Origin of the sequence: Nocardia sp. GP40 (assembly GCF_050434125.1) — a bacterium.
GTDB classification, from domain to species: Bacteria; Actinomycetota; Actinomycetes; order Mycobacteriales; family Mycobacteriaceae; genus Nocardia; species Nocardia albiluteola.
Genome location: NZ_JBNPVW010000005.1, coordinates 508,480 through 534,151 on the forward strand (window position 1 = coordinate 508,480; position 25,672 = coordinate 534,151).

Consider the following 25,672-nt stretch of genomic DNA (forward strand, 5'->3'; position numbering starts at 1 on the left):
CCGATCCTCACACCGAGGGTCGGTCGGGGCCTTGCGACCCCGCGCCATGTGACGCGAGTGACTCCCGCCGAACTCCTCGAACAGATTCGAAAAACACCACGCTGGAGCGGATCCGAGGAAAGACGATCCTCCGCGAACAAACAAATGCGAAGCCGGACACACCATTTCATGATAACGGGACTATAAACATTCGAAAACCGAATCATATATACGAAAGGCCCCCGTAATGCGTTTTCTTTGCATCACGGGGGCATTTCAGTGGATATTTCAGGCGCTGATCTGCTGCTCGATCTGCTCGGCCAGCCCGCGCAGCTTCGCGGCGAATTCGCGGGCCGCGGCGGGATCGCCGCCGGACCCCCGGACGACCTTGCGGGTGAGCGCGGCCAGCCGGGATTCGGCGGTGCTGAACACGTCGGCGGGCCGTTCGGCCGGCTCACCGGTCAGTTCGCCGCGCAACCAGGCCTGCAGCCGCTGCACCGCGCGCTCGGTGTCGAACTCCCCCGGCAGCACGGCGACGGCCTCGCGCAGCTTGCCGGCGGTGATCTTCACATCGCCGCTCGCGAGCGTGGCATAGACCGCGACCGCGGCGTCCTCGCCGTGCTCGGCCGCTATCGGCAGCAGTTCGCGGATCTGCCCCTCGTTGATGCCCGGCGCCATCGGATGCAGCCGTGCGGCCAGCGGCCAGGCGCGAATCAGCTTGTGCGCGTAGGAACGCTGCATGTCCCACCGCTGCTCGACATAGTCGTCGAAACTCGCGTACGCGTTGCGGTAGAGGCGACCGTCGCGCACGATCTGCAGTGCCCGACCGGCGGCCCAGAAGGCGATACGCAGCGTCCCGATCGAGGACTCGCACGCCGAGAGCTGCGTCTGCTCGCCGGTGGACAGCGGCCCGTCACCGGCCGCGGGCAGCGGCATGGTGAGCACATTGGCATCCGAATCGGGCTGCGGCGCAATGATCTCCAGCGCCGCCCCGGACAGCCCCAGCTTCGACACCGCCGTCAGCGCGGCCCCCGAACGGACCTGCCGGCTCCACTCGGCATCGCGCAGCGGCGATACCGCGGGCGTGTGCTCGGCGGAATCGGCCAGCGGATTGGCGGCGGGCGCGGACCCGCCGATCATGGATTTCCTGCGTTGCGGAGGCATCAGGCGGACACCCCCAACGCGACGCGATAGGGCGCCACGAGTTCGTCGCCCACCCGCCGGTATTCGCCGAGATCCAGCAGCGGATTCTCTGCGCCTTCGCCGACTTCCCCATCGGCGGCCTCTCGGTACCATTTCCAGGCGCTCACATAGGATTCGAACACCTCGTAATCGGCGTTCTCCAGATGTGCGCGCTGCGTGCGATATTCGGTGGAGACGTTGACACCGTTCTTCATGGTCACCGGGACCTTCGTCATCAGGACCCGCACCCGGATCTCCCGCGCCGCGTCGGCGGCCGCCTCCTCGGCGGCCCGATAGGTGCTGGGCACTCGTTTCACCTCCGAGGGACTCACGCTCGTCAGCAGGACGAGCTCATCGGTCGACGGAATGGCGGCCTTGAAGATATCCGCGGATTCTCCCCCGGCGTCCACGATCACGACGTCGTAGTCCGCGGCATTGTCGGCGATGCAATCGGCGACGTGCCGGGACGGGAATGCGATGAGCGCGAACGGCATATCCACCTCGGCGCGGTTCAGGCGCCGGTACCAGGAATATCCGGTCTGGCTCAGCGGGTCTGCGTCGATCACCAGCACGCGCAGGCGATGCACCTGCGCGAAATATCCGGCGAGAAAGAAGGCGGACGTGGTTTTACCGACTCCGCCCTTCAGATTCCCCAGCGTCACCACCAGGGGTTTGGGTAGATCGAGTTCAGCAACAGAATTCGTCATGGACGGTCCTCCCGTAGTGAGGAGTAAAACTGTGCGGGAGCAGTCTTACACCCGCGAACTCCGGAACGTTCGATTTACGCGGCGTGTCCAATTGGACACGATGTGCGGCCGCACTACACCCGAACGAGCGCTCCGGTGTATCCAATTGGACACAGCCGGGTCCGATCCGAATCCCGGGCGGTCACCGCGAATCAATCGTCGAGTAGTGCGTCTACGAGTCGGCGCGCGAATTCCTCGGTCGTACCCGGCACCGAGAACACCACCCGGAAATACAGCGGCGCGACGATTCGGTCCAGCACCGTGTCGAGCGACGGCGGATTCTCGCCGCACTCGCGGGCGGCGACCAGAACGGGTTCGAAACGATCGCTCACCCGGCGTAGGCATTCCCGCATTCCGGCCCGGCGCTCATCGATATCGGAGGCCACTTCGGCGCGGAAGAATGCGATACCGCCCGGGCGGCTCAGGTCGGCCAGCGTCCATACCGCAATGTCGGCCAGGTCCGCGTGCAGCTCGCCGGTCGGTTCTGGGGCCGATTCGGACTGCCGCGCGGCGATCTCGGCGAGCAGTGTGGGCAGACCACCCCAGCGGCGGTAGACCGTGCTGGCGGTGACCCCGGCGCGCGCGGCGACCGCCGGAACCGTCACCTGGTCCGCCCCCAACTCGGCGACCAGTTCGGTCGCGGCCCGATGCACCGCCTCCCCCACCCGGGCACTGCGGCCCCCTGGGCGGCGGGTGCGGATCTCGGCGTTCACCCAACCATCCTAACGCAAAGATATTTGCATTAATGAAAATCCCGTTGTACGGTCACTAAAGCAAACATATTTGCTTTAAGGAGATCTCATGACCGACACCGCCTACGTCCTCGGCAAGCAGTTCCACGCGGCACTGTCCACCGGTGATTGGACCGCCATCCGAGCCCTGCTGCACGACGACGCCACCTGGTCCCTCCCCGGCGACAACACCGTCTCCGGTATCGCCGTCGGCGGCGACGCAGTGGTCGAGCGGGCCCGCACGATCGCCGGCTACGGACTGCACTTCGAGCTGCTGCACATCCTGGTCAGCCGCGAGAACGTGGCCCTGTCCCTGCACAACACCGCCCGGCGCGGGGATGCCGTGCTCGACGAGTACCTGTCGACGGTGTGCCGCCTGCGCGAAGGCAAGATCGCCGCGATCGAGACCTACCTATCGGACGTGCCCGGCATGAACGCGTTCTTCGTCTGAGCCCACCATGAACCGCACCCCGCCCGCACTCGTCCATGCCGACAATGCGGATCGGGGCGAGCGGGCATCAGGCGGCAAGAACTCGACACCAGGTTGCTCCACCGCCGGCGGCCCCCCTCGAACGAGACTCGCTCGGTCCGCCACGAGGAATGGCGCGTAGAACCGCCGCACATGCCCCGCCGGCCCTTTGGCCAGCGCGACCAGGTCACCGCCCGTTCGCGGTCGGTGTCCCACACGATCGAACCGATCCGGGGGCCGGGCATGCCCCGCGACGCAGGGAACGCTCCGGGTACAGTGGCTGCGTGCACCGAATCTTCACCGTCACTCCGCCCCCTGCCTCCTGAGCGGGGTGGTTCACCGGCCGGGCCGTCGAGGCTGCCCGGCTGATTCCTGATACCGGTTCATCACACGAACCCGGGTGACAACTGCCCCGCGCCGAGAAGTCTTCCCCCTCTTCGACGCAGGAGCACAACACATCATGTCCGTCGATCTCGTCGCGCCCACGCGCGACCGATCAGCCATTTCCCTCATCGCGGCCGGAATACTCTGGGGCACAGGAGGTCTCGCGGGCTCGCTGCTCGCTCGGCAGGCGCATCTGCAGCCACTGTCGGTCGCGACCTATCGACTACTGCTGGGCGGGGTCATCGCGATCGCACTGCTCGCCGCATCCGGCGGGCTGCGCGGACTGCCGCGCACCCGGGCCGCACTGCGCCGGATCCTGCTCAGCGGGGCGCTGCTCGGATTCTTTCAGGGCAGTTATTTCGTTGCGGTGCACTATATTTCGGTGAGCATCGCGACGATGGCGACGATCGGGACGCTGCCCGTCTTCGTCGCCCTCGGCACCGCGATACGCACCCGGCGGCGACCAGACGCCGCGACGCTCGCGGCGATCGCCGCCGCGGTCGCCGGACTGGTCCTGATCACCTGGTCGCCGGGCGGCATCGCCAGCGGCTGGAAACTCGTTGCGGGCGTAGGCTTCGCGCTGCTCGCCGCGGCCGGATTCGCGGTTCTCACCCTGCTCACCCCCACACCGGTCGAGGGGCTGGACCCCTTGCGCACCACCGCATTCGGCATGCTCACCGGTGGCCTACTGCTGTTGCCGACAGGACTTGCGGGCGGGATGGCACTCCCCCTGCATCCCGGCACGCTGGCGACGGCCGCCTACCTGGGCAGCGTGCCAACGGCAATCGCGTACACCGCCTACTTTCGCGGATTGCGCACGGCGGCACCCATTTTCGCCGCCATCGCCGCGCTGCTCGAGCCGCTCACCTCGGCCGTGCTGTCGGCGGTGGTGCTCGGCGACCGGCTGACCGTACTCGGCTGGTGCGGGGCGGCCCTGCTGATCGTCGCCCTGGCGGTGACCTCACGCCGCTGATCGAGCCGGGCCATGCCGTCGGGAAATGGATCGGAGCGGTAGACGGAGCTGGGTGCGTTCGGATTCTGGCGGGCCCGGCGCCGGCGGGCGTCGGTGTGCCCAGGGGGCGGCCCGCTCGACGGCCGCCCTGCGGTTCTTCATGGTCCGGCACGAGGCCTCCTTCGAATCGGATCGGTCCGCATTACGCCGGTTCGGGCACGGCGGCGGGCGCCGGATCGGCCGCCCGGCGGGGGAAGGTGAATTTCGTGGACAGGTAGGCGAAGACGGGGCCGAGGAAGTTCATGGCGACGACCGAGACCCAGGCGGCGAGCGGATTGCCGCCGTGGAAGCCGAATCCGCCGAAATAGGTGGCGAAGTAGGAGGCGAATCCGAAGAACATTCCGGGTATCAGAGAGAACGGGCCGAGCCTGCCGGTGTACATCAGCGCGCTGTTGACCACCAGGATGATCAGGGCCAGCACCGCGTCCTGTGCGATACGCGAGTGGCCGAACGCCGTGCCCACCTGTTGATCGACGAGCACGATGAGCAGAGCGAACGTGGATCCGGCGGGCATGGCGGCCCACAGCCGGCGCGCCACCGCCAGGGACGGGCCGCCGGCCAGAAAGGTGCCCGCCCAGCTGATGAATATCGCCCACGGCGGCAGATTCAGCGCGGTGCCGCCGATGAAGGCGGTCAGCCCGGCCAGCAGGGAGGCGGCGATTTCGTGGGGGACGCGTTCACGCATGGGACAGCACTCCGGAATCGAGATCAGTGGTAACAGAACTGGGGCGCAACAGCTCCCGGGTGACGGTGGTGCGCGCCACCACCCGGCCGCGCTTGATGACGTAACAGCGGTCCGGCCGGTCCAGCAGTGCATCGGACACCCGCCGGGTGGACAGCACCACCAGATCGGCCACCGCGCCCGGCCGCAGTCCGTACCGGTCGCCGATGCCCAGGATGCGCGCGGGTCCCTCGGTGACCATGGCCAGCACCCCGGCCATATCCCGCTCCCCCGACAGATGCCCGGTCTGCGCGAGAAGCAGCCCGATGTCGAGCAGATCGGCATTACCGAAGGGCGTGAACGCATTTCGGACATTGTTGGACGAGACCGCGGTATGCACCCCGGCCTCCCACAGCTCGCGGACCGGCGCGACGCCGCGGCGGACGGCGACGGTGTCGCGGCGGCCGCCCAGATACATGTCCGTCGCGGGCAGCGGCACCACGGCCACTCCGGCTTCGGACAGCCGCAGCATCGTCGCCCGGCGTTCGGCCGCGGGGCGGCCCGCGAGGGATGTCATGTGCCCCAGCGCGACTCGTCCCGACATGCCGGTCCGCGCGGTGATCTCGGCGATGCGGTCGGCCAGCGCGAACCGCGGATCGGCGTCGTCGTCGGCCAGATCGGCGTGCATATCGATCGGCACGCCGAATTCGGCGGCCAGCTCGAAGACGATATCGATGTGCCGATGGCAACCGGCGAGATCCGCCTCGTTGTAGCAGCAGCCGCCCACCACGTCCGCGCCCAGGCGCAGCGCTTCGCGCAGCAGTTCCAGGGTGCCGGGCGCCTGCAGGATGCCCTCCTGCGGGAACGCCACGATCTGCAGATCGAGCCGGTCGCGGTATTCCTCGCGCAGCTCGAGCAGGACGTGCACGCCCAGCAGGCCGACGATCGGATCGACGTCCGGGTGGGCGCGAATCACGGTGGTGCCGTGGGATATCGCGAGATCCAGCACCTGCCGGGCCCGCGCGCGCACCGATTCGGGGGTGAAGCCGCGCTTGAGCTCCCCGGTCACGGCGATCGCACCGGCCAGCGTGCCGTCCGGATCGGCCCGTTCCCGGTCCAGCAGCGCCTTGTCCACGTGCAGATGCGCCTCGACGAGCCCGGGGATGACCACGCGGCCATCGCACGGAATCTCGGTGTCACCCGAAATCGCCAGGGCCGGACCGATTTCGGTGATGTGCCCGTCGTCGACGGCGATATCGACCGGACCGGTGTCGTCGGCGATGCGGGCGGTGCGGAGTACGAGATCCGCCATGAGAACCTCCAGAAAGAGCAGGGGCCCGTTCTGTATATGAAGGCCGTGTTTCGCCCGCCCGCCGGAAATTTGTCCGGCGCGTTACCAAGTCCTCCCAGGGCAGGCCGGATATTTGCCAAACGGGGCGTCCATCAGGCATATGCCGATTCACCGACTGGATGCGTGCACCCCTTTCGGAACGATGGCAATTCATCAGCTATCTACCGGGTGGGACTATTCACAGGACCTAGCGGTGCCCCGGTTCGCGATGGTTGTATACGACCCACTCTTCCCGTCGCGCTCGAAGGATGGTCGATGACTCTCGTGCAGCCCCGCTCCGGTCCCCGCTCCGGCGATATCTACCTGGACGCCGATCCCGATCGGATTTCGTGGGGTCTGCTGCCCAACGCCCTGTCCGAGCCGGTGCTGACCGTCGACTCGGGCACCGCGGTGTGCCTGGACACGATCAGCCACGAGGGCATTCTCGAGGATCAGGGCCGCGACCCGGCGGCCTTCTTCGCCGCAGCGGGTATCACCGAAATCCTCTCCGACACAGCCATTGTCGCCGCATCGCGCAGCCACGACCCGGCCACACAGGGTCCGCACGTACTCACCGGGCCGATCGCGGTCACCGGCGCCCGGCCCGGCGACGTGCTCGAGGTCGAGGTACTCGAGCTGCTGCGCCGCACCGACTACGGGGTGATCAGCAACCGGCACGGCCGGGGCGCGCTGCCCGGCGAATACCCGCTGGTGCCGGCCGGTCACACCCCCGGCGAGCCGGTGCCGCCCGTGTGCACGATCGCCACGGTCGACGAGGCCGAGCGCGGCGTCATCGCGATCGGCGACGGGCGCTCGCTGCGGTTCCCGCTCAACCCGTTCCTGGGCATCATGGGCGTGGCCGCCGCGACCGAGGATCCCGTGCATTCGGTGCCGCCGGGCCCGCACGGCGGCAACCTCGATATCCGGATGCTGGGCGTGGGCGCGAAGCTGTATCTGCCGGTGCAGGTTCCCGGCGCGATGTTCTACGCCGGGGATCCGCACTTCGCGATGGGCGACGGCGAGGTCGCGCTGACCGCGTTCGAGGCGCCGCTGCGCGCGACGGTGCGGCTGCGTGTGCACAGCGATCCACAGATGCGCACCCTGGCGAAGGTGCTGGCGACCCCGTTCGCCGAGACCCGCGAGGATCACCTGCTGATCGGGCTGGACCGCGACCTGGACGCGGCCGTCGCGCAGGCCACCCGCAACGCGATCGCGTATCTCGGTGAGCGGCACCGCATTCCGGCGCCCGTCGCGCTGGCCTACCTGTCGGCCACGGCGGATTTCCGCATCTCCCAGGTCGTCGACCTCGTCAAGGGCGTGCACTGCTGCATCCGCAAGAGCGATCTCGAGGGACTGTGAACGGCTTCGTATCCTGGTTACCGGTCATCGACGCGCCCGTGGGCATGCGATTGGCCGTGAAGGACGTCTTCGACGTCGCGGGCATGCCGACCGGTGCGGGCAATCCGCGCTGGCTGGCCACGCATCCCATTCCGCAGCGCGATGCCGCCGCGGTGCGCGCGCTGCGCGCCGAATTCACCGTCGTCGGCAAGACGCACACCGACGAGCTGGCCTACAGCCTGACCGGAACCAACGCCCACTATGGGACGCCGGTGAATCCGGCCGCGCCGGACCGGATGCCGGGTGGCTCGTCGAGCGGCGCGGCCACCGTCGTCGCGGCCGGGCTGGCCGATCTGGGCCTGGGCACCGACACCGCGGGGTCGATCCGCGTACCCGCCTCCTATACCGGCATTTTCGGGCTGCGCCCCACGCACTCTCGCGCACCACACGACGGAATCGTCCCGCTGGCACCGTCCTTCGACGTACCCGCGCTACTCGCCCGCGAGCTGGGCACGCTGCGGGCGGGCGCCCGGCTACTGCTCGCGGGCACGGGCGCGGACACCCGGCCACACACCATCTGGTGGCCCGCCGACATCCCGGTCGCCGATCCGGTGCGAAAGGTGCTGCGCGGCACCCTGACCCGGCTGGTCGGCGCGGGATTCGAGCTCACGACCGCGCCGCTGTTCGAGGCCGGCGGCTGGGACCGTGTCCGCGCCGCGTTCAGCACGGCGCAGGCCGCCCAGGTGTGGGAGCAGCACGGCGATTGGGTGCGCCGGGAGCGGCCGATCTTCGGCCGCAACGTCTCCGCGCGCCTCGAGCTGGCCTCGGCGGTTACCGCGCGGATGGCGAGCGAGGCGCGCTCGGTACTGCGCGTGGCCTCGGACCGCGTCCTGCGCGCCCTCGGCGACGACCGGGTGCTGGCGCTGCCCGCCACCCCGTATCCCGCACCACTGCTGGAGGATCCGGGATCCGGCCGCGCCGCGGTGGTCGAGCTCACCTGCCTCGCACCGATTCTCGGTGCACCAGCGCTGAGCCTGCCGGTCGCCCGCATCGACGGTCTGCCCCTGGGGCTTTCGCTGATCGCTCCGCCGGGGCACGACGAATCGTTGCTCGCCACCGCGGAGCTCCTGAGCTGAGCAGGCCGTTGCGGCCCGGGCACCGCAACGGCCCACCGGGCGAAGGAGATTCGCGCGGCGGGCCGTTGTGGAACGGCTCAGGAGACCGTGGTGGTCTCCGGCGTCCCCGGCGCATCGTTGCGCGCCAGCACCGAGTGACGGCGGCTGTAACCGAAGTAGATGATCATGCCGATCACGAACCAGACCGCGAACCGTATCCAGGTGATCGGCTGCAGATAGGTGATCAGCCAGATCGAGAAGGCGATACCGACCAGGGGCACGATCGGCATCAGCGGGGTGCGGAAGGTACGGGGCAGATTCGGCTGGCGGTACCGCAGCACGATCACCGCCGCGCATACCACCACGAAGGCCAGCAGGATGCCGATATTGGTCAGCTCGGCCGCGGACCCGATCGGCATGAACCCGGCGATCAGCGCCGACACCGCGCCCGCGATCCAGGTGATGCGGGTGGGCACGTGCCGGGTCGGGTGGGTCTTGGCGAACCATTGCGGCAGTAGGCCGTCACGGCTCATCGAGAACCAGATGCGGGTGACGCCGAGCATGAAGGTGAACAACACCGTGGTGATGCCGACGATCGCGCCCACCGCGATCAGGCTGCCCAGACCGCTCAGTCCGACGGATTTGAACGCCGTGGACAGCCCGCTCTTGGGGTTGATGTCCGTGTAGTGCTGCATACCGGTCAGCACCAGACAGACCAGCACGTACAGCACCATCGAGATGCCCAGCGAGTACATGATCGCCTTGGGCAGATGGCGTTTGGCGTCCACCGACTCCTCGGCCGCGGTGGACATCGCGTCGTAACCGAAGACCGCGAAGAACACCGTCGAGGCTCCGGTCACCGCGCCACCGAAACCGAACGGGAAGTACGGGTGGTAATTGCCGGACTTGATGTAGAAGACGCCGACCGCGATCACGATCAGCACGACCACGACCTTGATCGCCACCACGGCCGTCTCGAACTTCGCCGCGGCCTTCATGCCCATGTTGAGCAGGAACGCGATCAACAGGCACAGCAGCGCCGCGAACAGGTCCACCTTGTGCCCGGAGCCCGTGCCCGGCGCACCGAGGATCGCCGTAGGTAGGTGAACGTGCAGCTGCTCCAACAGATATTCGATATATCCGGAGATGCCGATGGCGACCACCGCGACGATCGCGGTGTACTCCAGCAACAGATCCCAGCCGATAAACCAGCCGACCGGCTCGCCCAGCACCGCGTACCCGTAGGTGTAGGCCGAACCCGCCTTCGGGATCAGGCCCGCGAACTCGGCGTAGGACAGTGCGGCCGCGGCGCTGGCGACGCCGGCGATGAGGAACGAGATCAGCACGGCCGGACCCGCCGTGCCGTGGGCCACCGATCCGGCCAGCGCGAAGATGCCCGCACCGATGATGCCGCCGACGCCGATCGCGGTCAGCTGCCACAGGCCTAGGACCCGTTGCAGCCCGCTGGACTCCTGCTCCTCGATCTGATCGATGGGCTTGCGCCGGAAGAGAGCGCTGTTTGCTGAACTACCTGGCATGTGTTGCTCCTTGTACTACCTGCTCGGGGCAGTGTAAGTGTGAGCGATAACACCCAGATTGTCCGGGTTCATGAATAAAATCGGACGATTTCGTCCGACGGGACAAGCACAACGTCCTACGACTGTGCGTGGCGTGCCGTCCTCCGATGGCAGGAAAGGTGGGAACTTCGTCGTTGCGGACATCCGTGCGACGATCGACGATCGACTTATGACGCGCACCGTCCTGATCGTGCTCTTCGACGACGTGCAGAGCCTCGACGTGACCGGCCCGCTCGAGACGTTCGCGGGCGCCGAGCTCGCGGTTCCGGGCAGCTATCGGATCCGCACCGCCTCGCTCGACGGTGCGCCCGTCCGCACCTCCAGCGGCCTGCGGCTGGTGCCGGACATCTCGCTCGCCACGGCCGAAACCCCGCACACGCTGGTGGTTCCGGGCGGTCAGGGCACCTCCACGCCCGATCCGCGGCTGATCGACTGGCTCCGGGAGCGGCGGCCGGAGCGGCTCGTCTCGGTGTGCAGCGGCGCGTTCCTGCTCGCCGCGGCCGGCCTGCTGGACGGCTGCCGGGCCACCACGCACTGGGCGCACTGCGACAAACTCGCGCGTGCCTATCCCCGGGTCCGGGTCGCCCCCGAGCCGATCTACGTCCGCGACGGCCACATCGCCACCTCGGCCGGGGTCACCGCCGGCATCGATCTGGCCCTGGCGCTGGTCGAGGAGGACCTCGGCCGCGAGGTTGCGCTGACCGTGGCGCGGCACCTCGTGGTCTTCCTGCACCGGCCCGGCAACCAGTCCCAGTTCAGCGCGCAACTGACCGCGCAGACCGCGCACCGGGAGCCGCTACGCGAGGTCCAGCACTGGATCGGGGACCACCTCGGCGAGGATCTGTCGGTGGAGGCCCTGGCCGCCCGCGCCAGATTGTCCCCGCGTCATTTCGCGCGCGCCTTCCACCACGAGACCGGGATGACGCCCGGGCGGTACGTCGAGCGGATCCGGCTCGAGCACGCCCGCCGGCTGCTCGAGGACACTACCGACAGCATCGGCGCAATCTCGCGCGCCTGCGGGTACGGCACGCCCGAGGCCATGCGACGCGCGTTCGTTCGGGCGCTGGGCGCTGCGCCCGCCGAGTATCGCCGCCGCTTCCGGCCGATGCATGCGAACACCGAATCACACAGTCCTACAGCGGTTTAGAAATCACAACCCAACCGGGAGACAATCATGCAAATCGCCATCGTCCTCTACGACCGGTTCACCGCCCTCGACGCGGTCGGCCCCTACGAGGTGCTCAGCCGGATCCCCGGCGCGGAAACGGTTTTCGTGGCCGAGCAGGCCGGTCCCGTGCGCAACGACAACGGCGGTACTCTGGGCCTGGTCGCCGACCGCACGCTCGACGAGGTGGACCGGCCCGACATCGTCCTGGTCCCCGGCGGACCGGGGCAGACCGCGCAGATGGACAACGCCCGCCTCCTGGACTGGCTGCGCGCCGCCGACGCCACCAGCACCTGGACCACATCGGTGTGCACCGGCTCGCTGCTGCTGGCCGCCGCCGGACTGCTCGACGGCCGCCGGGCCACCTCGCACTGGCTCGCACTGGACACGCTCCCCGAATTCGGCGCGAGCCCGACCTCCGAGCGGGTGGTGTTCGACGGCAAATATGTGACGGCGGCCGGGGTGTCGTCCGGGATCGATATGGGCCTGACGCTGCTCGGCCGGATCTGCGGCGACGACCATGCGATGGCCGTGCAGCTGTTGACCGAATACGATCCGCAGCCGCCGTACGACGCCGGGTCGCCGCTGAAGGCGCCCGCCGAGCTGGTCGAGAATGCCCGCGCCGCAAGCCGTTTCATCATGTCCTGAGCCGTCGAACCGGCCGATCTCAGCCCGGCTCGGCGGTGACCGTGATCGTCGTCCAGCCGCCGACGTGGATGCGGTCGCCGCTGCGCAGGGGCATCGGGGTGCGGGGCGGGATCAGGTCGTCGGTGCCGTTGAGGCTGGTGCCGTTGGTGGAGCCCAGGTCGGTGACGGTGAGGCCGTCGGCGGCGACGTGGAGGCGGGCGTGGGAGCGGGAGACGCCGATATCGACCGGGGCGATGCCGAGGTCGATGTCGGGCTCGACGCCCTGCGATACGCTGCGCTTGCCGATCAGGAAATCGTTGCCCCGCAGGGGAATCCGGCGTTCGGGGTAGTAGCCGGGGAACTCCACCCGCTCGGCGTCGGGGCCCTTGCGGGCCAGGACCCGCTCGTAGAATTCGCGGTCCGCGGCGACGGTGGCCATCCAGAGCGGCTGTGCCGCGGCCGATTCCGAAACCACGAGACCCGTTGCCGCCGCGGATGTATCACCGTCCGGATGCGCGATCACCGTCTCGGCGACGGCGTTTGCGACGACGCTCCCGGGCGAGGGCAGGGCCGAATCGTGCCCGCACACCTCGCAGAACCGCCCGGAGATCGCCGCGCCGCAGGCCGGGCACTGCGCCGCGGCCTGCGGCGCCGCTGCCTGCACCGCACCGCCGAGCGCCGCGCCGCACACGTCGCAGTAGTCGGTGGCGGTGGTCTGATGGCCGTCGGGACAGGTGAGCACTAGGACTCCTTTCGCACCCGGGCGGTCTTGGTCGATCGCGCGTCCAGAGCCATCTCGTCGAAGGTGTCGACATTGCGGCGCAGCCGGACGGTTCCGGTGTGGTCGTCCACCTCGACGACGTTGCGCAAAAGCTTTGCGGTGCCCTCGTTTCCGGACTCCGCGGCCAGCTCCACCGCCCGCTGCAGCTTGGCTGTCGCAGTATCCAGATCGCCCTCCTTGCGCGCGGCCAGCCCCTCCTGCACCGCCTGTGCGAGCTCGGCCTGGCCGGTGTAGTGCGCGACGCGGCGGCTGATCCGTGCCGACAGCTCCGAATCGGTGGTCCAGGTCGCCTTCACCAGGCCCTGGCCGATGACCTCGTCGCCGGCGACGACGCTGATGCGCGCGGCCAGTTTCTCCCGCCCGGGCGCGGCCGGGTCGACCCGCACCTGCACGTGGTAGTCGCGATCCTCCGCACCCCACGCACCCAGCGAATACTCCCCCACCTGCGCCCCGGTCTCGGTGCGGCGGCCCGTCAGGTCCTCGATGTTCGGGGCGACCTGTTTGACGAAGCGCACCGTCGCCCCTGCCGGATTCCACACCCGCAGCGTCAGGTCCGGAATCGCGCGGCCCATCGACACCTGCATCATCGCGCGGAAGTCGGCCACGAGTTCCGAACCCGTCTTGATCACGTCGTAGCCGCCCAGCAGCCCCGAGGCGATGGTGCGCAGCTCCTTGACCATGTCGCCGCCGCCGACGCCGCGGCAGTCGCAGGTGAACTTGCCCTGCGACAACCGGATCTCCTCGTCCAGATGCGCGGGCTCCTCGTGCTCGTTCTTGCCGTCGGTGAGCAGGATGGTGTGCGCCATCGCCTGCGGATACTGGCCGGCGACCTGGCGCGCCACCCCCAGCCAGCTCCCCATGGCGGTGCCGCCGTAGGGGCGGAGCGTGTCCAGGGCATGCCGGGCGGCGAAGACGGATTCGGGATCCTTGCGCCGCAGCGGCCCGCGCGCGGGAAAGATCACCTCCCCCTCGTGGGTGCCCTTCACCAGTGCGAAAAGGGTGCCCTCAGCCATCTCGTCGAGGGCGGCGAGGGTGGCCTCGCGCGCACCGGCGAACCGGTCGCCCGCGGCCATCGACCCCGAACAGTCGATGATGATGATCTCCAGGCGCTCCTGCACCGGGGCGGGCGCGGAGAAGTCGGCACCGACCTGCACCGTGACGATGGCATCGACGGTGTCGACGCCCTCGGCCAGATACTGGTTCTGGTCGATGTCGACCGAAATCCCCTTGGTTGCTTCCGAACTCAACTTTCCACTCCTCGCCACTCCGACATACCCACGGGCGCGAGCGCGACGGTGATGTTGTCGCCGCCGCCGGCGCGCAGGGCGTACTCGACCAGACCCCGGGCCGCCTGCCGGGCCGGCGCGGCCGTCGCGATGGAGGCCAGACCGGCGGCATCGGACAGGTAGTTCCAGAGCCCGTCGCTGCACAGCAGCAGCACGCCGGGGCCGCGCACCTGCACGGTGGTCACCGCGGTGTCGGCGGCCCGATGCTCGGAATCGGCGCCCAGCCAGCGGACCAGCGCATGCGCGCGCGGATCCTGCATGGCCGCGGCCTCATCCATCGCCCCGTGTGCCACCAGGGCCTGCGCCCACGAGTCGTCCACGGTGAGCCGGCGCGAGGGCGGCATGCCGCGGGCCTCGTCCGGGCACAACCAATACGCCCGGCTGTCACCGACACTCGCGACGGTGATCTCGAATTCCCCTGGGCCGCTGGCCCGCAGCACCGCGGCGACGTAGGTGCAGGACGGGGCGTGCCCGGCCCCGCGGGAGGTCGCCCGCACGGCATCGAAGGCCGCCTCGAGTCCCGCCATGACGGCGTCGGGGGCGGCGCGATCGGCGGCCAGCGCGGTCATACAGGCATCGACGCCGCCGCGCGCGCCGGCGGTTGCGGCCAGCTGCGGATCCTCCGAGGTGGACACCCCGTCACACACGGCGATCACGATCGCGGGGCCGGACGCGTCGTCGAGCACTGCCGCGGCGACGGCGTCCTCGTTGTGCGCGTGCACGAGGCCGCGATCGGTGATCAGCTGCACCGCACCGAGATCGGACTCGCTGCGGTCCGGCGGGCGTAGCAGCGCGCCGCAGGCGATGCAGTAGCCGTCGGCGTCGAAATCCCGGGCGCCGCATTCGGCGCAGGCCGCCGCGGGATCGATGCGGCGATCCGGCAGCACAGCGCGGCTGATCGTCAGTTCGCGACCGCATTCCTCGCAGAACCGGTCCGCGACACCGATTCTGGACCGGCAGCCCGGGCAGTGCAGCCCCACCATCGCGCTCATAACGTCGTCCTGGGCCGAACCTGGTTGGCGCGGTCGACCAGTGCGATCCGGCCCCACATGTCACCGGCATCGTGGGCCAGATCCCGGTAGCAGCCCTCCAGTCCGGTGCGCACGCCGGCGTGGGTCAGAGCATGGCCGAGCAGCGGAGCGGGCTCGGTGGCGGCATTCCCCGCGGACAGCCAGTCCAGTGCCGCGTCCAGCACCCCCCGGCGTACCTGTGCCGCACGATATTTCGATTCGATGACAAGCCTTTCGACTCGGCTGCCGCCCTCACGCAGCAGCTCTTCGGTGATATCGGCCGGATCCCGGCCCGCCAACAGGGTCTGTGCCGCGGCGATCGCCGCGTCGGTGTGCCGCGCCGAGGAGGGGTCGACCTGATCGAGCACCGCGACCGCCGCCTCGCGATCCCCGGCCGCGCGGCGCAGCCGGGCCAGGCCGAAGGCCGCGCTGACGAAGCCGTGATCGGTGCGCCAGATCGATTCGTAATACCTTGCGGCCCTCGCCGATTCGATATCGGGGTCGATATCGGCGGCGGCACAGAGCTCGGCCGCGGCGGCCAGTGCCAGCTGCGGGGCCGTCTCCCCCGGAAGCGCACCGTGCACGGCGTCGAATTCCGCTGCGGCGGCATCGAATTCACCGACCAGCAGCCTGGCCAGGCCGCGGTACCAGGTGAGCCGCCAGTCCACGCCGATCCCCGCGGCCAGTTCGTCGATGCGGCGTTGAGCGTCCACGGCATCACCGGTCTCCAGGGCGGCACGGACCAACCGCAGCGGGATCTCGACCGACTCGCCCTCCCCCGTCACCACCGCGCGCAGGCCCGCCTCGAGCGCGGGCCCGAGCTCGGCCGGGGTGACCCCACTCGTCGTGGCCAGCAGCGCCGCGCCGCTGTCGGAGGGGTCGACAAGCGGAACGGGCAGCGCCGCAACGACATCGCGGGCATCGAGTCCGGCCGGAGCCTCACCCCCCAGGACCGCGGCACCGCGCCCCGCATCGCCGCTGCCGGACGATTCGGCAGCGGATCGCGCAGGCGAATCAGCCTGGGCAGCGGTCAGATTCGAATTCTCGTCGGCGCCGGCATCGACGCCGAACACCCCGCGCGGCGGACCGAAGTTCACCGACGATCCCGGATGCGGCACGCCGCTGGTGGCCGAGAGCACCATGCGCAATACGCCCGTCAGCTGATCGGCCATCTCCTCGATGGAGGCGAACCTCGCCTCGGGAGCGGCATCGGTGGCGCGCACCAGGAATCTATGGAGGGATTCGTGCGCCTCGAGCAGCGGCTCGGACGACGGGCCCGGCAACTCCGCGAAATGGCCGTCGCGCTGGGGCACGGCCAGCATCAGCACCGCCAGGGTGCGCCCGACGGTGTACACCTCCGAGGCGATCGTCGGCCCGGTCTCGGCGATCTCGGGCGCCTGATACCCGGTGGTGCCGTACAGGGGGCTGTCCCGGTCGTCCATCGCGATGACCGCGCCCAGATCGATCAGCTTCAACTGCTCGTCGGACTGCATCACGTTGTCCGGCTTGAAATCACAGTAGGCCAGGCCCAGCGCGTGCAGATATCCCAGTGCGGGCAGCATCTCCAGGATGTAGGCGATGGCCTGCTCGGGCGGCAGGAACGCGCCCGTGGCCTCGCGCCGGCGGCGCAGCAGCTGCTTCAGGGATGCGCCGCCGACGTACTCCATCACGATGTAGCCGACCGGAATCCCCTCCGGCCCCGCATGTTCCACGAAGTTGAAGATCTTCACGATATTGGGGTGCTCGACCTGCGCCAGGAACCGGCGCTCGGCCAGCGCCGCGGCCATGGCGTCCGGATCCTGCGAGTTCAGCAGGCCCTTGAGCACGACCCAGCGGTCGCTGACGTTGCGGTCCACCGCCAGATAGAGCCAGCCCAGCCCGCCGTGCGCGATCGGGCCGAGGACCTCGTACTGCTGTCCGATCAGCTCGCCGCGCCTCAGTTTCGGGGTGAACGAGTACCGGGTGCCGCAGTGCGAGCAGAATCCCTCGGCACGGCCGGGCGTGCCGTCCCGCGAACGCCCCACCGGGCGTTCACAATTCGAGCAGAAGCGCTTGCCCTCGGGCACCCGGGGGTCGGCGAGCACCGCGGTGGACGGGTCGACCCGCGGCACCCGCGGCACCTCGACCATCCCGGCGCCGAGACGGCCGCGGCGGGACCGGGACGTGGTGGATCGGGTGTGGACGGTTCTGGTGCCGGTGCGTCCGGCCCCGGCGACCCCCCCGGTCGCCGGGGTGGACACGCCGCCGCCGGGCCGACTGGTCGAAGCCGCGATCCCGCAGGTATCGCACACCCCGTTGGAAATCGTTCCGCCGCAACCGTGTTCGCCGCAACGCTCACCCGCCGCGGCGGCACCGTGTGCCGGTGCGGTAGCCCGGCCCGCCGCGGCAGGCTCGGGCGGTGCGTGCGGCGCGGCCGACTCGGGCGCCGTGCCGCAGACATCGCAGTAGCCCCCGACAATCGTTCCCCCACAACCGAGTTCGGCGCACTTCGTCGAATCCGCCGCAATGCCGGCCGCCCGCAGACCGCCACCGGTTTCCCGCTCACCGCCGCGGCGGCCGCTACCGGGGCGCGAGTTCGCCCCGCTGCCCGGACTTTTCCTGCCCCTCCGACTCATCCCGGCCTCCCCGATACCTCCGCGATGACCTGCTGATAATCCGTGATCGCCCTGGTCGCCGCCGCCAGATCACAGGGTCGGCGATCGAGCAGGCCCGCAGCAATCCTGTTGGCGGACAACACATCCTGCTGTTCACTGACCCCCAGGCGGGCGGCCTTGACCTGGTACGCGGCCAGTCGGCCGCGCAGTTCGGCGCGCCGGTCCAGCAGGCCCTGCGCCAGATCCACGGCTCCCTCGGCGCGGGCCAGCGCCGCGTCGATCCGGCGGCTCAATTCCAGCAGGGACACCGCGGCGGGCCCGCCGGACGGCCCGGCGGCCAGCGCGTCGAGTTCGGCGCGCAGCGTGCCGGTTTCGTCCGCGGGCACGGGCAGCGGCGCGGTCCGGATCTTCTCCTGGGCCTGCTCCCGCGCACGTGCGGCCCGTTCGACCGCGTCCCCGATCGAATCCAGGCGAGACCGGGTCCGAGCAATCGCGGCGGGCCAGTCCGCGCTCAGCTCGCGCAGCTCGGCCAGGCCCCGGGCCTCTCGATCCAGCCGCTGCGCCAGCTCCGCCGCACGGGCATCGATCCGGTCCCGGGTGAGCGCCAGCGGGTCGGTCGCCGAGCGGCCCAGCAGATCGGTGACGCCCTCGGCGATCGCACGCAATTCGGCTGTGACGCCGCCGAATTCGTCCAGCCTGGTCTGCACGGGGGTCAGCGCCGCCAGCACACGGGTATTGACCGCGTCGACCGCGTCGAGGAATTCCGCGATCTCCGGGAAGGTGGTGCGCATGCGGTCCAGGGTGTCGGCGATGCCGACGAAGAGCACCTGCTCCGTGGGCCCGGTCAGGGTGCGCTGCGCCATGGGGATGGGGGTCCGCGACACCTCGTGCGGGCGATCGCGCAGCAGGCGGGTGAGTTCGGTGCGATCGGCATCGGTGGGCTTGTGGCGGCGGGCCCGGATCGCGCGCGCGGCCTCCAGGATCTCCCGCACCCGGCCGAAGTCCTCCCACATCAGTTCCAGCGCCTGCTCGATCGGGCGCCAGCGCCGCTGGGTCTCGCCGGTGGGCGGAAATCCGCGCAACAATACCAACCCCGGATGCTTGTCCAGTTCCAGGAGCGTGGCGGTGATCGCCTCGATTTCCCTACCGCGCGCGGCCAATTCGTTGTCGATCTCGACGGCCGTCAGCGCGTTCATCGGTCTCATCGCCGGCTGTAATCGGGCTGGGGCGGGCCGGGCGAGGAGCCCAGCGCGCTCAGGTCTGCGTCGTACAGCCGCTGCCAGGTGCCGTTCCCGCGCAGGCGGTCGAGCACGCCGTTGACGTAGCCGACCATGTCCCGCTCGCCCTTCGGCACCCCGACCGCGTAGTCCTCGTATCCCAGTGCGCCGCCGACGATCTGGAGGTTGCCGTCCTGCGCGGCCAGCCCGGCGAGAATCGGTTCATCGGTGCTGACCGCGTCCACCTGGCCCTGCTGCAGCGCCACCAGGCAGTCGGTCCAGTTCGTCACGCCCAGCACGCTCGGCGGTTTCGGCAGATGTAGCGCGAACAGCCGATCCGCCGAGTCGGCACCCACCGTGACGCACACCCGCTTGCCGCTCAGATCGGCCGCGGAGTTGATGCCGGAATTGCGCGCGGCCAGAATGCGTTGCGGCGCAGTGAAATACACACCCGAGAAGTCGACGTCGTTGCGCCGGTCGCAGGTGACGGAGAACGTGCGGACCACCAGGTCCACCTGATGGTCGGTCAGCGAGGGTACCCGCTGGGCCGTGGACACCGAGCGCAGCTCGATCCGGTTCGGGTCGCCGAACAGGGCCCGGGCGATCTCGCGCGCCAGGTCGATGTCGAAGCCCTGCAGCTGTCCGGTGCCGGGATTGCGGAACCCGAACAGATAGGTGTTCTGGTCGACCCCGACCGTGAGCCGGCCCTTGGCCACGATCCGCGCCATCGTGCTGTCCGGCGCGAAGTCGCCCGAGGTCGGCGGGTAGCTGGCCGTCAAATCGGAGCAGTGTCCGCCGGCGTCGGCGGAGGGGGTGATCGGCTGGCTGTCGGGCGGCAGCGGCCGCACCGGCGCCATCGACGGGTTATTCGGCACCGCCGCGTACGCGCCGCAGCCCGCCAGCAGCCCGGTGGCCACCAGCGCGGCCACCGACCGGCCCAGTCGTGCGCGCCTCACTGGAACTCCTTCAACCGCGGCCACAGTCCGGCGACGACGGCGGCGGCCGCGATTATCATCAACACCAGTGTGCCCTCGGCGCTGCCGATCCAGGCGTCTCCGGCCGCGGAGATCTGCCCGCGCAGCTGTACCCGGGTCTGATCCAGGTGATCGCGCACGGAAGTGTCCAGGGTGGTGAAGGTGGTGACCGAAGCCTTGGGCGCGGCGCCGATCGCCTGGTCGACCGCGGCCGGGAAGTTCGCCGCGTTGTAGCTCGTAACCTGTCTGCCGTGCCCCGTCATCCAATCCGAGAGCTGGCCCAGCAGCGGCGAACTCGCCCCGGCTCCGGCGGTCAGCCGGGCACGCAGCTGGGTGGTCTTGTCGGTGAAGTCGGCCTCGGTGGTCGTGGTATCGCCGCGGGTGATCAGCTCGAGAGTCTCGTCGGTGCGGGCCTGCTGCCCCAGAATTCGTGCCTGGGCCAGATTTTCGGTGCGCGTGGTGGGGCCGGACCCTCCGGTGTCGACCGAGGTGGTCGAGACGAGGGTGGCCGCGACGATCCACAGCAGCGCCACCGCCGCGGCGACCGCGGCGGCGAGCAGGCCGAGGTTGAACAGACGGTTGGTGCGCCGCTGCAGGATTCGGGTGCCCAGGACCGCGCCCCCGAGCACCAGGACCAGCAGCCCGATCGCCAGCCACGGCGGCCCGGTGAGGGCGCGCTGGTCGGCGCGGACCGCGGCGAAACGATCGGTGGTGAGCTCGGCGGCGCTGGGCAGCAGCGACTTCTGCATCAGCCCCGAGGCCTCGCGCAGGTACGCCGAACCGACCGGGAAGCCCTGCCGGTTGTTCGCCCGCGCCGATTCGACGAGGCCGGTGTAGGCGGGCAGGTCCGCGTCGATCTCGCCGACGATGCGCCGGGTCTGCGGGTCGTTCGCCCCGGCGGTCGCGGTGGCCAGCGCATCGGCGGCGTCGGCGAGGGCCTGCTGGTACTGCGCCCGGATCTGCGGGGATTCGATTCCGCCGGTGAGGAATGCAGTGGCCGCGGAGGCGTCGGCCTGCGACAGCGCCACGTAGAGGTTCTGCGCCGCATTGTCCAGCGGCTCGGAGCGAGCCAGGGTGGTGTCGCGGCGACTGGTCTTACCGTTGAGCTCGTTGGCGCACACCAGGCCGGTGACCAGGCACAGCACGACCGCGGCAGCGGCGATTGCCACGATCACCCCGGGGGTGGTCGCGGCGATCCGCCGCAACCAGTTCGCACCCCTGCGAACCGGTGCTGGTAGACGAGGTACCAAGCTCCCTCCCCTCCTGACATGCCGTGCGCGACATCCGGATCCGAGGGCAGGCCGGACGATCGCGTCATCCGGCTCCCCGCCCGGCGCCGGAGTCTCGAACGCGATCGTACGGGAGCGGCTGAGGGTTCGCCGAACGATTTCAACTGTAGACATATGTTGTCACCTGCCTTAACGTCGAGACATGAGCGATGTTTTGTCTCAAGGGGCGCGCTTCGAACTGCGCTCCGGCGACACCTGGCACGACCCCTGGACGATGTACGCCGCACTGCGGGAGCACGATCCGGTACATCACGTCGTCCCCACCGGGCGCGAGAACGAGGACTACTACGTGCTGTCGCGCTACCGCGACATCTACGAGGCCGTGCGAGATCCCGAAACCTTCTCCTCGGCACAGGGTTTGACCGTCGACTACAACAACCTGAGCGAGATCGGCCTCGGGGACAACCGGCCGTTCGTATTCACCGATCCGCCGGATCACACCGTCTTCCGCCGCCGCGTCGCCAAGGGCTTCACCCCGCGCCAGGTGCAGGAGATCAGCCCCGCGGTAAGGGATTTCGTCGTCGAGCGGATCGAGCGGCTGCGCGCCGCGAGCGGCGGTGACATCTCCGCCGAGCTGTTCAAACCGCTGCCCACCATGGTCGTGGCGCACTATCTCGGTGTGCCCGAGGAGGATCGGGCCAAGTTCGACGAGTGGAGCGAGGCGATCGTCGCGGCGTCGGCGACCGGACCGGACGGCGTGCTGAACGCGCAGGCCGCGGTGACCGAGCTGATGCAGTACTTCACGGGACTGATCGACAAGCGCCGCGCCGCGCCGGGCGAGGACACCATCTCCCACCTGGTGGCCTCCGGGCTGGGCGCGGACGGCGACATCGGGGAGATCCTGCAGATCATCGGGTTCGCCTTCACCATGGTGAGCGGCGGCAACGACACCACCACCGGAAACCTCGGCGGCGCGGTGCAATTGCTGACCCGCTACCCCGAACAGCGCGCGCGGCTGCTCGCGGACCCGGGTCTGATCCCCGGCTCGATCGACGAGTTCCTGCGGCTCACCTCGCCCGTGCAGGGCCTGGCGCGCACCACGACCCGCGACGTCGAGCTCGACGACGGCGTCATCCCCGCGGGCCGGCGGGTGCTGCTGCTCTACGCCTCGGCCAATCGCGACGAGCGCGAATTCGGTTCCGACGCCGCCGAACTCGACATCACCCGGAACCCGCGCAACATCATGACCTTCGGCAACGGCAACCATCACTGTCTCGGCGCGGCCGCGGCGCGCATGCAGGCCACGATCGCGCTGACCGAATTGCTGGCCCGCTGCCCGGATTTCACCGTCGACATCGAGAATGTGCGGTATTCGGACGGCAGCTACGTGCGGTGGCCGATCAGCGTGCCGTTTACGGTTACCGCATGACGGACTGGCTGGGCGAACCGCGGTCGCTGCGCGCGGCCGAACGCATCCTGGACGCCGCGGCGCGGCTGTTCGCCGAACGCGGGGTCGCCGCCACCCAGATGGCCGACATCGCCAAGGCCGCCGGCTGCTCGCGCGCGACGCTGTACCGCTATTTCGACAGCCGCCAGGCGGTGCAGCTGGCCTTCGTGCACCGCGAGGCCCGCCGCGTCGGCGCCCGGGTGAGCCAGGAGATCCGGGACATCGCCGATCCTGGCGAGCGGGCCGTCGCGGGGATCGCGGCCAGCCTGCGGGAGGTGCGCGCGGATCCGCTGCTGATCGCCTGGTTCCGCCCCGACGACGCGGGCCTGACCCTCGAGATCGCGCAGACCTCGCAGGTCATCGAGGGCATCGCCGCCTCGCTGTTCGGCACGGACGCCCTGCCCGACGAGGGCGAGCTGTCGCTGCTGGCGCGCTGGCTGACCCGGGTGATCGTCTCGCTGCTGACGGTCCCGGGCCGCGACGAGGCGCAGGAGCGGGAGATGCTGCGCCGCTTCATCGCCCCCCTTTTCATCCCCGCCCAGCCCTGAACGCGCCGGGCTCACCCGCGAGAACGAGCGGTCGTCCTGGCCTGTGACGGCCAGGACGACCGCGGGAACCGGTTACACGCAGCTGTGCGCTTTCAGCTGGGAGTAGGTGGCATCGGAGACAGTGATCTTGTCACCGATCTTGGCGTGCGTCAGCGTGGATGCATTGATGCCGGCCGTTGTCGCGCAGTGCAGCAGATTGGCGGTCACCGTGATGCTCTGGTCGGCGTGCGCAGCACCGGCCCCGATGATGGACGCCCCGGTCAGCGCAATAGCTAAGACACCTGTCTTGACAAATCGCATGCGAGTTCCTCTCTCGAAATCAAAGATCGGTACCACATCTGACCATTAGATGATGCCAGTCGAATCCCCGAAACCAACCGAAGGGTCCACTTCGGGCGACGAGCCGGTTCGATACGCTGCCGGCCGCCGGGAATCACGGCTTGCGCGCGGGGCCGCGGATCAGGAGGGTGGACATATGGATTCGCTCATCATGTCCGCGCGCGACCTCGAGTTCCTGCTCTACGACTGGCTGGACACCGCGCGGCTGACCGAGCGAGAACTGTACTCCGAGCACTCCCGGGAGACCTTCGACCAGGTGCTGGACCTGTCGCGAGAGCTCGCGACGCGGTATTTCGCCCCACACAACCGCGCGAGCGACCTGCACGAGCCCACCTTCGACGGCGAGAAGGTGCACATCCTGCCCGAGGTGAAGCAGGCCCTGGACGCGTTCGCCGAGGCCGGCCTGATCGGTGCGGCGATGAGCGAGCGGTTGGGCGGCATGCAACTGCCGCACACGATCTTCACCGCGTGCATGGCGTGGTTCTACGCCGCGAACGCCGCCACCACCAGCTATCCGATGCTCACCATGGGCAATGCGAACCTGCTCGCCGCCCACGCCTCGGACGAGCAGATCGAGCAGTTCGTGCTGCCGATGGTGGAGGGCCGCTACTTCGGCACCATGGCGCTGTCCGAGCCGCAGGCGGGCTCGAACCTCGCGGACATCACCACCCGCGCCGAACCCCAGGACGACGGCACCTACCGGCTGTTCGGCCGCAAGATGTGGATCTCCGGCGGCGATCACGAACTCTCGGAGAACATCGTCCATCTGGTACTGGCCAAGATTCCGGGCGGACCCGGAGGCACGCGCGGCATCTCGCTGTTCATCGTGCCGAAATACCTTGCGGGCCAAGAACACAACGACGTCGTGCTGGCGGGCATCAACCACAAGATGGGCTGGCGCGGTACGGTCAACACCGCGCCGGTCTTCGGCGACGGCGCGTTCACTCCCGGCGGCAGGTCCGGGGCCGTGGGCTACCTGGTCGGCGAGCCGAATCAGGGGCTGGCCTACATGTTCCACATGATGAACGAGGCGCGCCTGGGCATCGGGCTCGCCGCGACCGCGATGGGTTACACCGGCTACCTCAAGGCGCTGGACTACGCCCGCGCCCGTCCCCAGGGCAGGCCGATCGGCGTCAAGGGCGGCCCGCAGGTGCCGATCGCGGACCACCCCGACGTGCGGCGAATGCTGTTGGCGCAGAAGTCCTATGTCGAGGGCTCGCTGGCGCTGCAACTGTACTGCGCGACCCTCATCGACGATCGGCGCAGCGCCGCAACCGAATCCGAGCGCACCCGTGCGGAAACGCTGCTACGCGTGCTGACCCCGATCGCCAAGAGCTGGCCCAGCCAGTGGTGCCTGGCGGCCAACGACCTGGCCATCCAGGTGCACGGTGGCGCGGGCTACACCCGCGACTACGACGTCGAACAGCACTACCGGGACAACCGCCTGAACCCGATTCACGAAGGCACACACGGCATTCAGAGTCTGGACCTGCTCGGCCGGGCGGTCACCGCCGAGAACGGGGCCGCGCTCTCGCTGCTGCTGGACACCATCGGCGAGACGGTCGCGGCGGCCGGAGCCACCGGCGACGCCGAACTCGGCAACTTCGGCGACGATCTGGCCCGGGCCACCGGTCGCATCGCCACCAGCACCGCCCTGCTGTGGAAGGACATGGATCCGGAGACGGCGCTGGCCAATTCGGCGGCGTATCTGGAGGCGTTCGGCCACGTCGTGCTGGCCTGGATCTGGCTCGAACAGGCGATCGCCGCACACGGCCACGACACCGCCTTCCACCACGGCAAGCGCGCCGCGGCCCGGTACTTCTACCGCTGGGAATTACCGCGCACCACACCGCTTTTCGATCTACTCGACAGCCTCGACCGCACCACCTTGGACCTGGATCCGTCCTGGTTGTGATCCCGTCACGGAGATC

The 25,672-nt window shown here is 69.4% G+C and carries 23 protein-coding genes; 9 read left to right on the forward strand and 14 right to left on the reverse strand.

Annotation, left to right across the window (positions count from 1 at the left end):
• Positions 1 to 267: 267 nt before the first annotated feature.
• The 3 genes from ABH933_RS18660 to ABH933_RS18670 all read right to left on the reverse strand — a co-directional run bounded on the left by ABH933_RS18660 (position 268) and on the right by ABH933_RS18670 (position 2,620).
• The gene (locus ABH933_RS18660) at positions 268 to 1,119 is read right to left on the reverse strand and encodes a hypothetical protein (protein WP_429420281.1); all 852 of its coding nucleotides are present in this window, start codon (positions 1,117 to 1,119) and stop codon (positions 268 to 270) included.
• Positions 1,120 to 1,142: 23 nt separating this feature from the next.
• Complete coding sequence (locus ABH933_RS18665; RefSeq protein WP_429420279.1) at positions 1,143 to 1,868, reverse strand: ParA family protein; 726 nt, start codon at positions 1,866 to 1,868, stop codon at positions 1,143 to 1,145.
• 191 nt (positions 1,869 to 2,059) lie between these two features.
• Positions 2,060 to 2,620, reverse strand: a complete 561-nt coding sequence (locus tag ABH933_RS18670; RefSeq protein WP_429420277.1) for a TetR/AcrR family transcriptional regulator — start codon at positions 2,618 to 2,620, stop codon at positions 2,060 to 2,062.
• An 88-nt stretch (positions 2,621 to 2,708) separates the two neighbouring features.
• On the opposite strand from ABH933_RS18670, the gene ABH933_RS18675 reads away from it, so the two are divergent.
• Together ABH933_RS18675 and ABH933_RS18680 are read left to right on the forward strand one after the other, a co-directional pair.
• A complete protein-coding gene (locus ABH933_RS18675) occupies positions 2,709 to 3,089 on the forward strand; it encodes a nuclear transport factor 2 family protein (protein WP_429420275.1) in 381 nt (126 codons plus the stop codon).
• A 478-nt stretch (positions 3,090 to 3,567) separates the two neighbouring features.
• The gene (locus ABH933_RS18680; RefSeq protein WP_429420273.1) at positions 3,568 to 4,464 is read left to right on the forward strand and encodes a DMT family transporter; all 897 of its coding nucleotides are present in this window, start codon (positions 3,568 to 3,570) and stop codon (positions 4,462 to 4,464) included.
• A 181-nt stretch (positions 4,465 to 4,645) separates the two neighbouring features.
• Here ABH933_RS18680 and ABH933_RS18685 read toward each other — a convergent pair whose 3' ends face one another.
• Both ABH933_RS18685 and ABH933_RS18690 read right to left on the reverse strand, forming a co-directional pair.
• A complete protein-coding gene (locus tag ABH933_RS18685) occupies positions 4,646 to 5,188 on the reverse strand; it encodes a DUF1097 domain-containing protein (protein WP_429420271.1) in 543 nt (180 codons plus the stop codon).
• Positions 5,181 to 6,476: an amidohydrolase family protein gene (locus tag ABH933_RS18690; protein ID WP_429420269.1), complete on the reverse strand. Its 1,296-nt coding sequence runs from the start codon at positions 6,474 to 6,476 to the stop codon at positions 5,181 to 5,183. Before ABH933_RS18690 ends, ABH933_RS18685 begins: the two co-directional genes overlap by 8 nt.
• Before the next feature lie 294 nt (positions 6,477 to 6,770).
• Between ABH933_RS18690 and ABH933_RS18695 the strand changes: the two genes are divergently transcribed.
• Both ABH933_RS18695 and ABH933_RS18700 read left to right on the forward strand, forming a co-directional pair.
• The gene (locus ABH933_RS18695) at positions 6,771 to 7,853 is read left to right on the forward strand and encodes an acetamidase/formamidase family protein (RefSeq protein WP_429420267.1); all 1,083 of its coding nucleotides are present in this window, start codon (positions 6,771 to 6,773) and stop codon (positions 7,851 to 7,853) included.
• A complete protein-coding gene (locus ABH933_RS18700) occupies positions 7,850 to 8,968 on the forward strand; it encodes an amidase family protein (RefSeq protein ID WP_429420266.1) in 1,119 nt (372 codons plus the stop codon). Before ABH933_RS18695 ends, ABH933_RS18700 begins: the two co-directional genes overlap by 4 nt.
• 77 nt (positions 8,969 to 9,045) lie before the next feature.
• Here the strand turns inward: ABH933_RS18700 and ABH933_RS18705 are convergent, their stop codons facing one another.
• Positions 9,046 to 10,485, reverse strand: a complete 1,440-nt coding sequence (locus ABH933_RS18705) for an amino acid permease (RefSeq protein WP_215916235.1) — start codon at positions 10,483 to 10,485, stop codon at positions 9,046 to 9,048.
• A 208-nt stretch (positions 10,486 to 10,693) separates the two neighbouring features.
• On the opposite strand from ABH933_RS18705, the gene ABH933_RS18710 reads away from it, so the two are divergent.
• Positions 10,694 to 11,671, forward strand: a complete 978-nt coding sequence (locus ABH933_RS18710; RefSeq protein WP_429420265.1) for a GlxA family transcriptional regulator — start codon at positions 10,694 to 10,696, stop codon at positions 11,669 to 11,671.
• A gap of 27 nt (positions 11,672 to 11,698) precedes the next feature.
• On the forward strand, positions 11,699 to 12,337 hold the full coding sequence (locus tag ABH933_RS18715) for a DJ-1/PfpI family protein (protein ID WP_429420263.1): 639 nt from the start codon (positions 11,699 to 11,701) through the stop codon (positions 12,335 to 12,337).
• Positions 12,338 to 12,356: 19 nt separating this feature from the next.
• Here ABH933_RS18715 and ABH933_RS18720 read toward each other — a convergent pair whose 3' ends face one another.
• The 7 genes from ABH933_RS18720 to ABH933_RS18750 form a co-directional block, all read right to left on the reverse strand.
• Positions 12,357 to 13,058 carry an FHA domain-containing protein gene (locus ABH933_RS18720; protein WP_429420261.1) on the reverse strand — a complete coding sequence of 234 codons (702 nt, stop codon included), beginning with the start codon at positions 13,056 to 13,058 and terminating at the stop codon, positions 12,357 to 12,359.
• The gene (locus tag ABH933_RS18725; protein WP_429420258.1) at positions 13,058 to 14,344 is read right to left on the reverse strand and encodes a VWA domain-containing protein; all 1,287 of its coding nucleotides are present in this window, start codon (positions 14,342 to 14,344) and stop codon (positions 13,058 to 13,060) included. Before ABH933_RS18725 ends, ABH933_RS18720 begins: the two co-directional genes overlap by 1 nt.
• Positions 14,341 to 15,375 (reverse strand): PP2C family protein-serine/threonine phosphatase, encoded by a 1,035-nt coding sequence (locus ABH933_RS18730; RefSeq protein ID WP_429420256.1) that lies wholly within the window; start codon positions 15,373 to 15,375, stop codon positions 14,341 to 14,343. Before ABH933_RS18730 ends, ABH933_RS18725 begins: the two co-directional genes overlap by 4 nt.
• Positions 15,372 to 17,915, reverse strand: coding sequence for a tetratricopeptide repeat protein (locus tag ABH933_RS18735; protein WP_429455054.1), 2,544 nt, complete (start codon positions 17,913 to 17,915; stop codon positions 15,372 to 15,374). Before ABH933_RS18735 ends, ABH933_RS18730 begins: the two co-directional genes overlap by 4 nt.
• 89 nt (positions 17,916 to 18,004) lie before the next feature.
• The gene (locus ABH933_RS18740) at positions 18,005 to 19,183 is read right to left on the reverse strand and encodes a hypothetical protein (protein WP_429420254.1); all 1,179 of its coding nucleotides are present in this window, start codon (positions 19,181 to 19,183) and stop codon (positions 18,005 to 18,007) included.
• A 5-nt stretch (positions 19,184 to 19,188) separates the two neighbouring features.
• On the reverse strand, positions 19,189 to 20,160 hold the full coding sequence (locus tag ABH933_RS18745; RefSeq protein ID WP_429420252.1) for a glutamate ABC transporter substrate-binding protein: 972 nt from the start codon (positions 20,158 to 20,160) through the stop codon (positions 19,189 to 19,191).
• Positions 20,157 to 21,383, reverse strand: a complete 1,227-nt coding sequence (locus tag ABH933_RS18750; RefSeq protein ID WP_429420250.1) for a hypothetical protein — start codon at positions 21,381 to 21,383, stop codon at positions 20,157 to 20,159. The genes ABH933_RS18745 and ABH933_RS18750 overlap by 4 nt, the downstream gene beginning before the upstream one ends.
• Positions 21,384 to 21,609: 226 nt before the next feature.
• Here ABH933_RS18750 and ABH933_RS18755 point away from each other — a divergent pair, with 226 nt between their 5' ends.
• The gene (locus ABH933_RS18755) at positions 21,610 to 22,836 is read left to right on the forward strand and encodes a cytochrome P450 (protein ID WP_429420248.1); all 1,227 of its coding nucleotides are present in this window, start codon (positions 21,610 to 21,612) and stop codon (positions 22,834 to 22,836) included.
• A complete protein-coding gene (locus tag ABH933_RS18760; RefSeq protein WP_429420246.1) occupies positions 22,833 to 23,402 on the forward strand; it encodes a TetR/AcrR family transcriptional regulator in 570 nt (189 codons plus the stop codon). Before ABH933_RS18755 ends, ABH933_RS18760 begins: the two co-directional genes overlap by 4 nt.
• Positions 23,403 to 23,474: 72 nt before the next feature.
• Here the strand turns inward: ABH933_RS18760 and ABH933_RS18765 are convergent, their stop codons facing one another.
• Positions 23,475 to 23,702, reverse strand: coding sequence for a hypothetical protein (locus tag ABH933_RS18765; RefSeq protein ID WP_429420244.1), 228 nt, complete (start codon positions 23,700 to 23,702; stop codon positions 23,475 to 23,477).
• Between the two features lie 175 nt (positions 23,703 to 23,877).
• On the opposite strand from ABH933_RS18765, the gene ABH933_RS18770 reads away from it, so the two are divergent.
• The gene (locus ABH933_RS18770) at positions 23,878 to 25,656 is read left to right on the forward strand and encodes an acyl-CoA dehydrogenase (protein WP_429420242.1); all 1,779 of its coding nucleotides are present in this window, start codon (positions 23,878 to 23,880) and stop codon (positions 25,654 to 25,656) included.
• Positions 25,657 to 25,672: the final 16 nt, after the last annotated feature.

What these genes read in the sequence shown, in the direction of transcription:
- ABH933_RS18730 (WP_429420256.1), bottom strand. Translation starts at nt 15,375, where the DNA reads ATGAGCGCGATGGTGGGGCTGCACTGCCCGGGCTGCCGGTCCAGAATC.
- ABH933_RS18755 (WP_429420248.1), top strand. Translation starts at nt 21,610, where the DNA reads ATGAGCGATGTTTTGTCTCAAGGGGCGCGCTTCGAACTGCGCTCCGGC.
- ABH933_RS18760 (WP_429420246.1), top strand. Translation starts at nt 22,833, where the DNA reads ATGACGGACTGGCTGGGCGAACCGCGGTCGCTGCGCGCGGCCGAACGC.
- ABH933_RS18690 (WP_429420269.1), bottom strand. Translation starts at nt 6,476, where the DNA reads ATGGCGGATCTCGTACTCCGCACCGCCCGCATCGCCGACGACACCGGT.
- ABH933_RS18765 (WP_429420244.1), bottom strand. Translation starts at nt 23,702, where the DNA reads ATGCGATTTGTCAAGACAGGTGTCTTAGCTATTGCGCTGACCGGGGCG.
- ABH933_RS18675 (WP_429420275.1), top strand. Translation starts at nt 2,709, where the DNA reads ATGACCGACACCGCCTACGTCCTCGGCAAGCAGTTCCACGCGGCACTG.
- ABH933_RS18770 (WP_429420242.1), top strand. Translation starts at nt 23,878, where the DNA reads ATGGATTCGCTCATCATGTCCGCGCGCGACCTCGAGTTCCTGCTCTAC.
- ABH933_RS18680 (WP_429420273.1), top strand. Translation starts at nt 3,568, where the DNA reads ATGTCCGTCGATCTCGTCGCGCCCACGCGCGACCGATCAGCCATTTCC.
- ABH933_RS18695 (WP_429420267.1), top strand. Translation starts at nt 6,771, where the DNA reads ATGACTCTCGTGCAGCCCCGCTCCGGTCCCCGCTCCGGCGATATCTAC.
- ABH933_RS18710 (WP_429420265.1), top strand. Translation starts at nt 10,694, where the DNA reads ATGACGCGCACCGTCCTGATCGTGCTCTTCGACGACGTGCAGAGCCTC.
- ABH933_RS18740 (WP_429420254.1), bottom strand. Translation starts at nt 19,183, where the DNA reads ATGAACGCGCTGACGGCCGTCGAGATCGACAACGAATTGGCCGCGCGC.
- ABH933_RS18660 (WP_429420281.1), bottom strand. Translation starts at nt 1,119, where the DNA reads ATGATCGGCGGGTCCGCGCCCGCCGCCAATCCGCTGGCCGATTCCGCC.
- ABH933_RS18685 (WP_429420271.1), bottom strand. Translation starts at nt 5,188, where the DNA reads ATGCGTGAACGCGTCCCCCACGAAATCGCCGCCTCCCTGCTGGCCGGG.
- ABH933_RS18665 (WP_429420279.1), bottom strand. Translation starts at nt 1,868, where the DNA reads ATGACGAATTCTGTTGCTGAACTCGATCTACCCAAACCCCTGGTGGTG.
- ABH933_RS18705 (WP_215916235.1), bottom strand. Translation starts at nt 10,485, where the DNA reads ATGCCAGGTAGTTCAGCAAACAGCGCTCTCTTCCGGCGCAAGCCCATC.
- ABH933_RS18715 (WP_429420263.1), top strand. Translation starts at nt 11,699, where the DNA reads ATGCAAATCGCCATCGTCCTCTACGACCGGTTCACCGCCCTCGACGCG.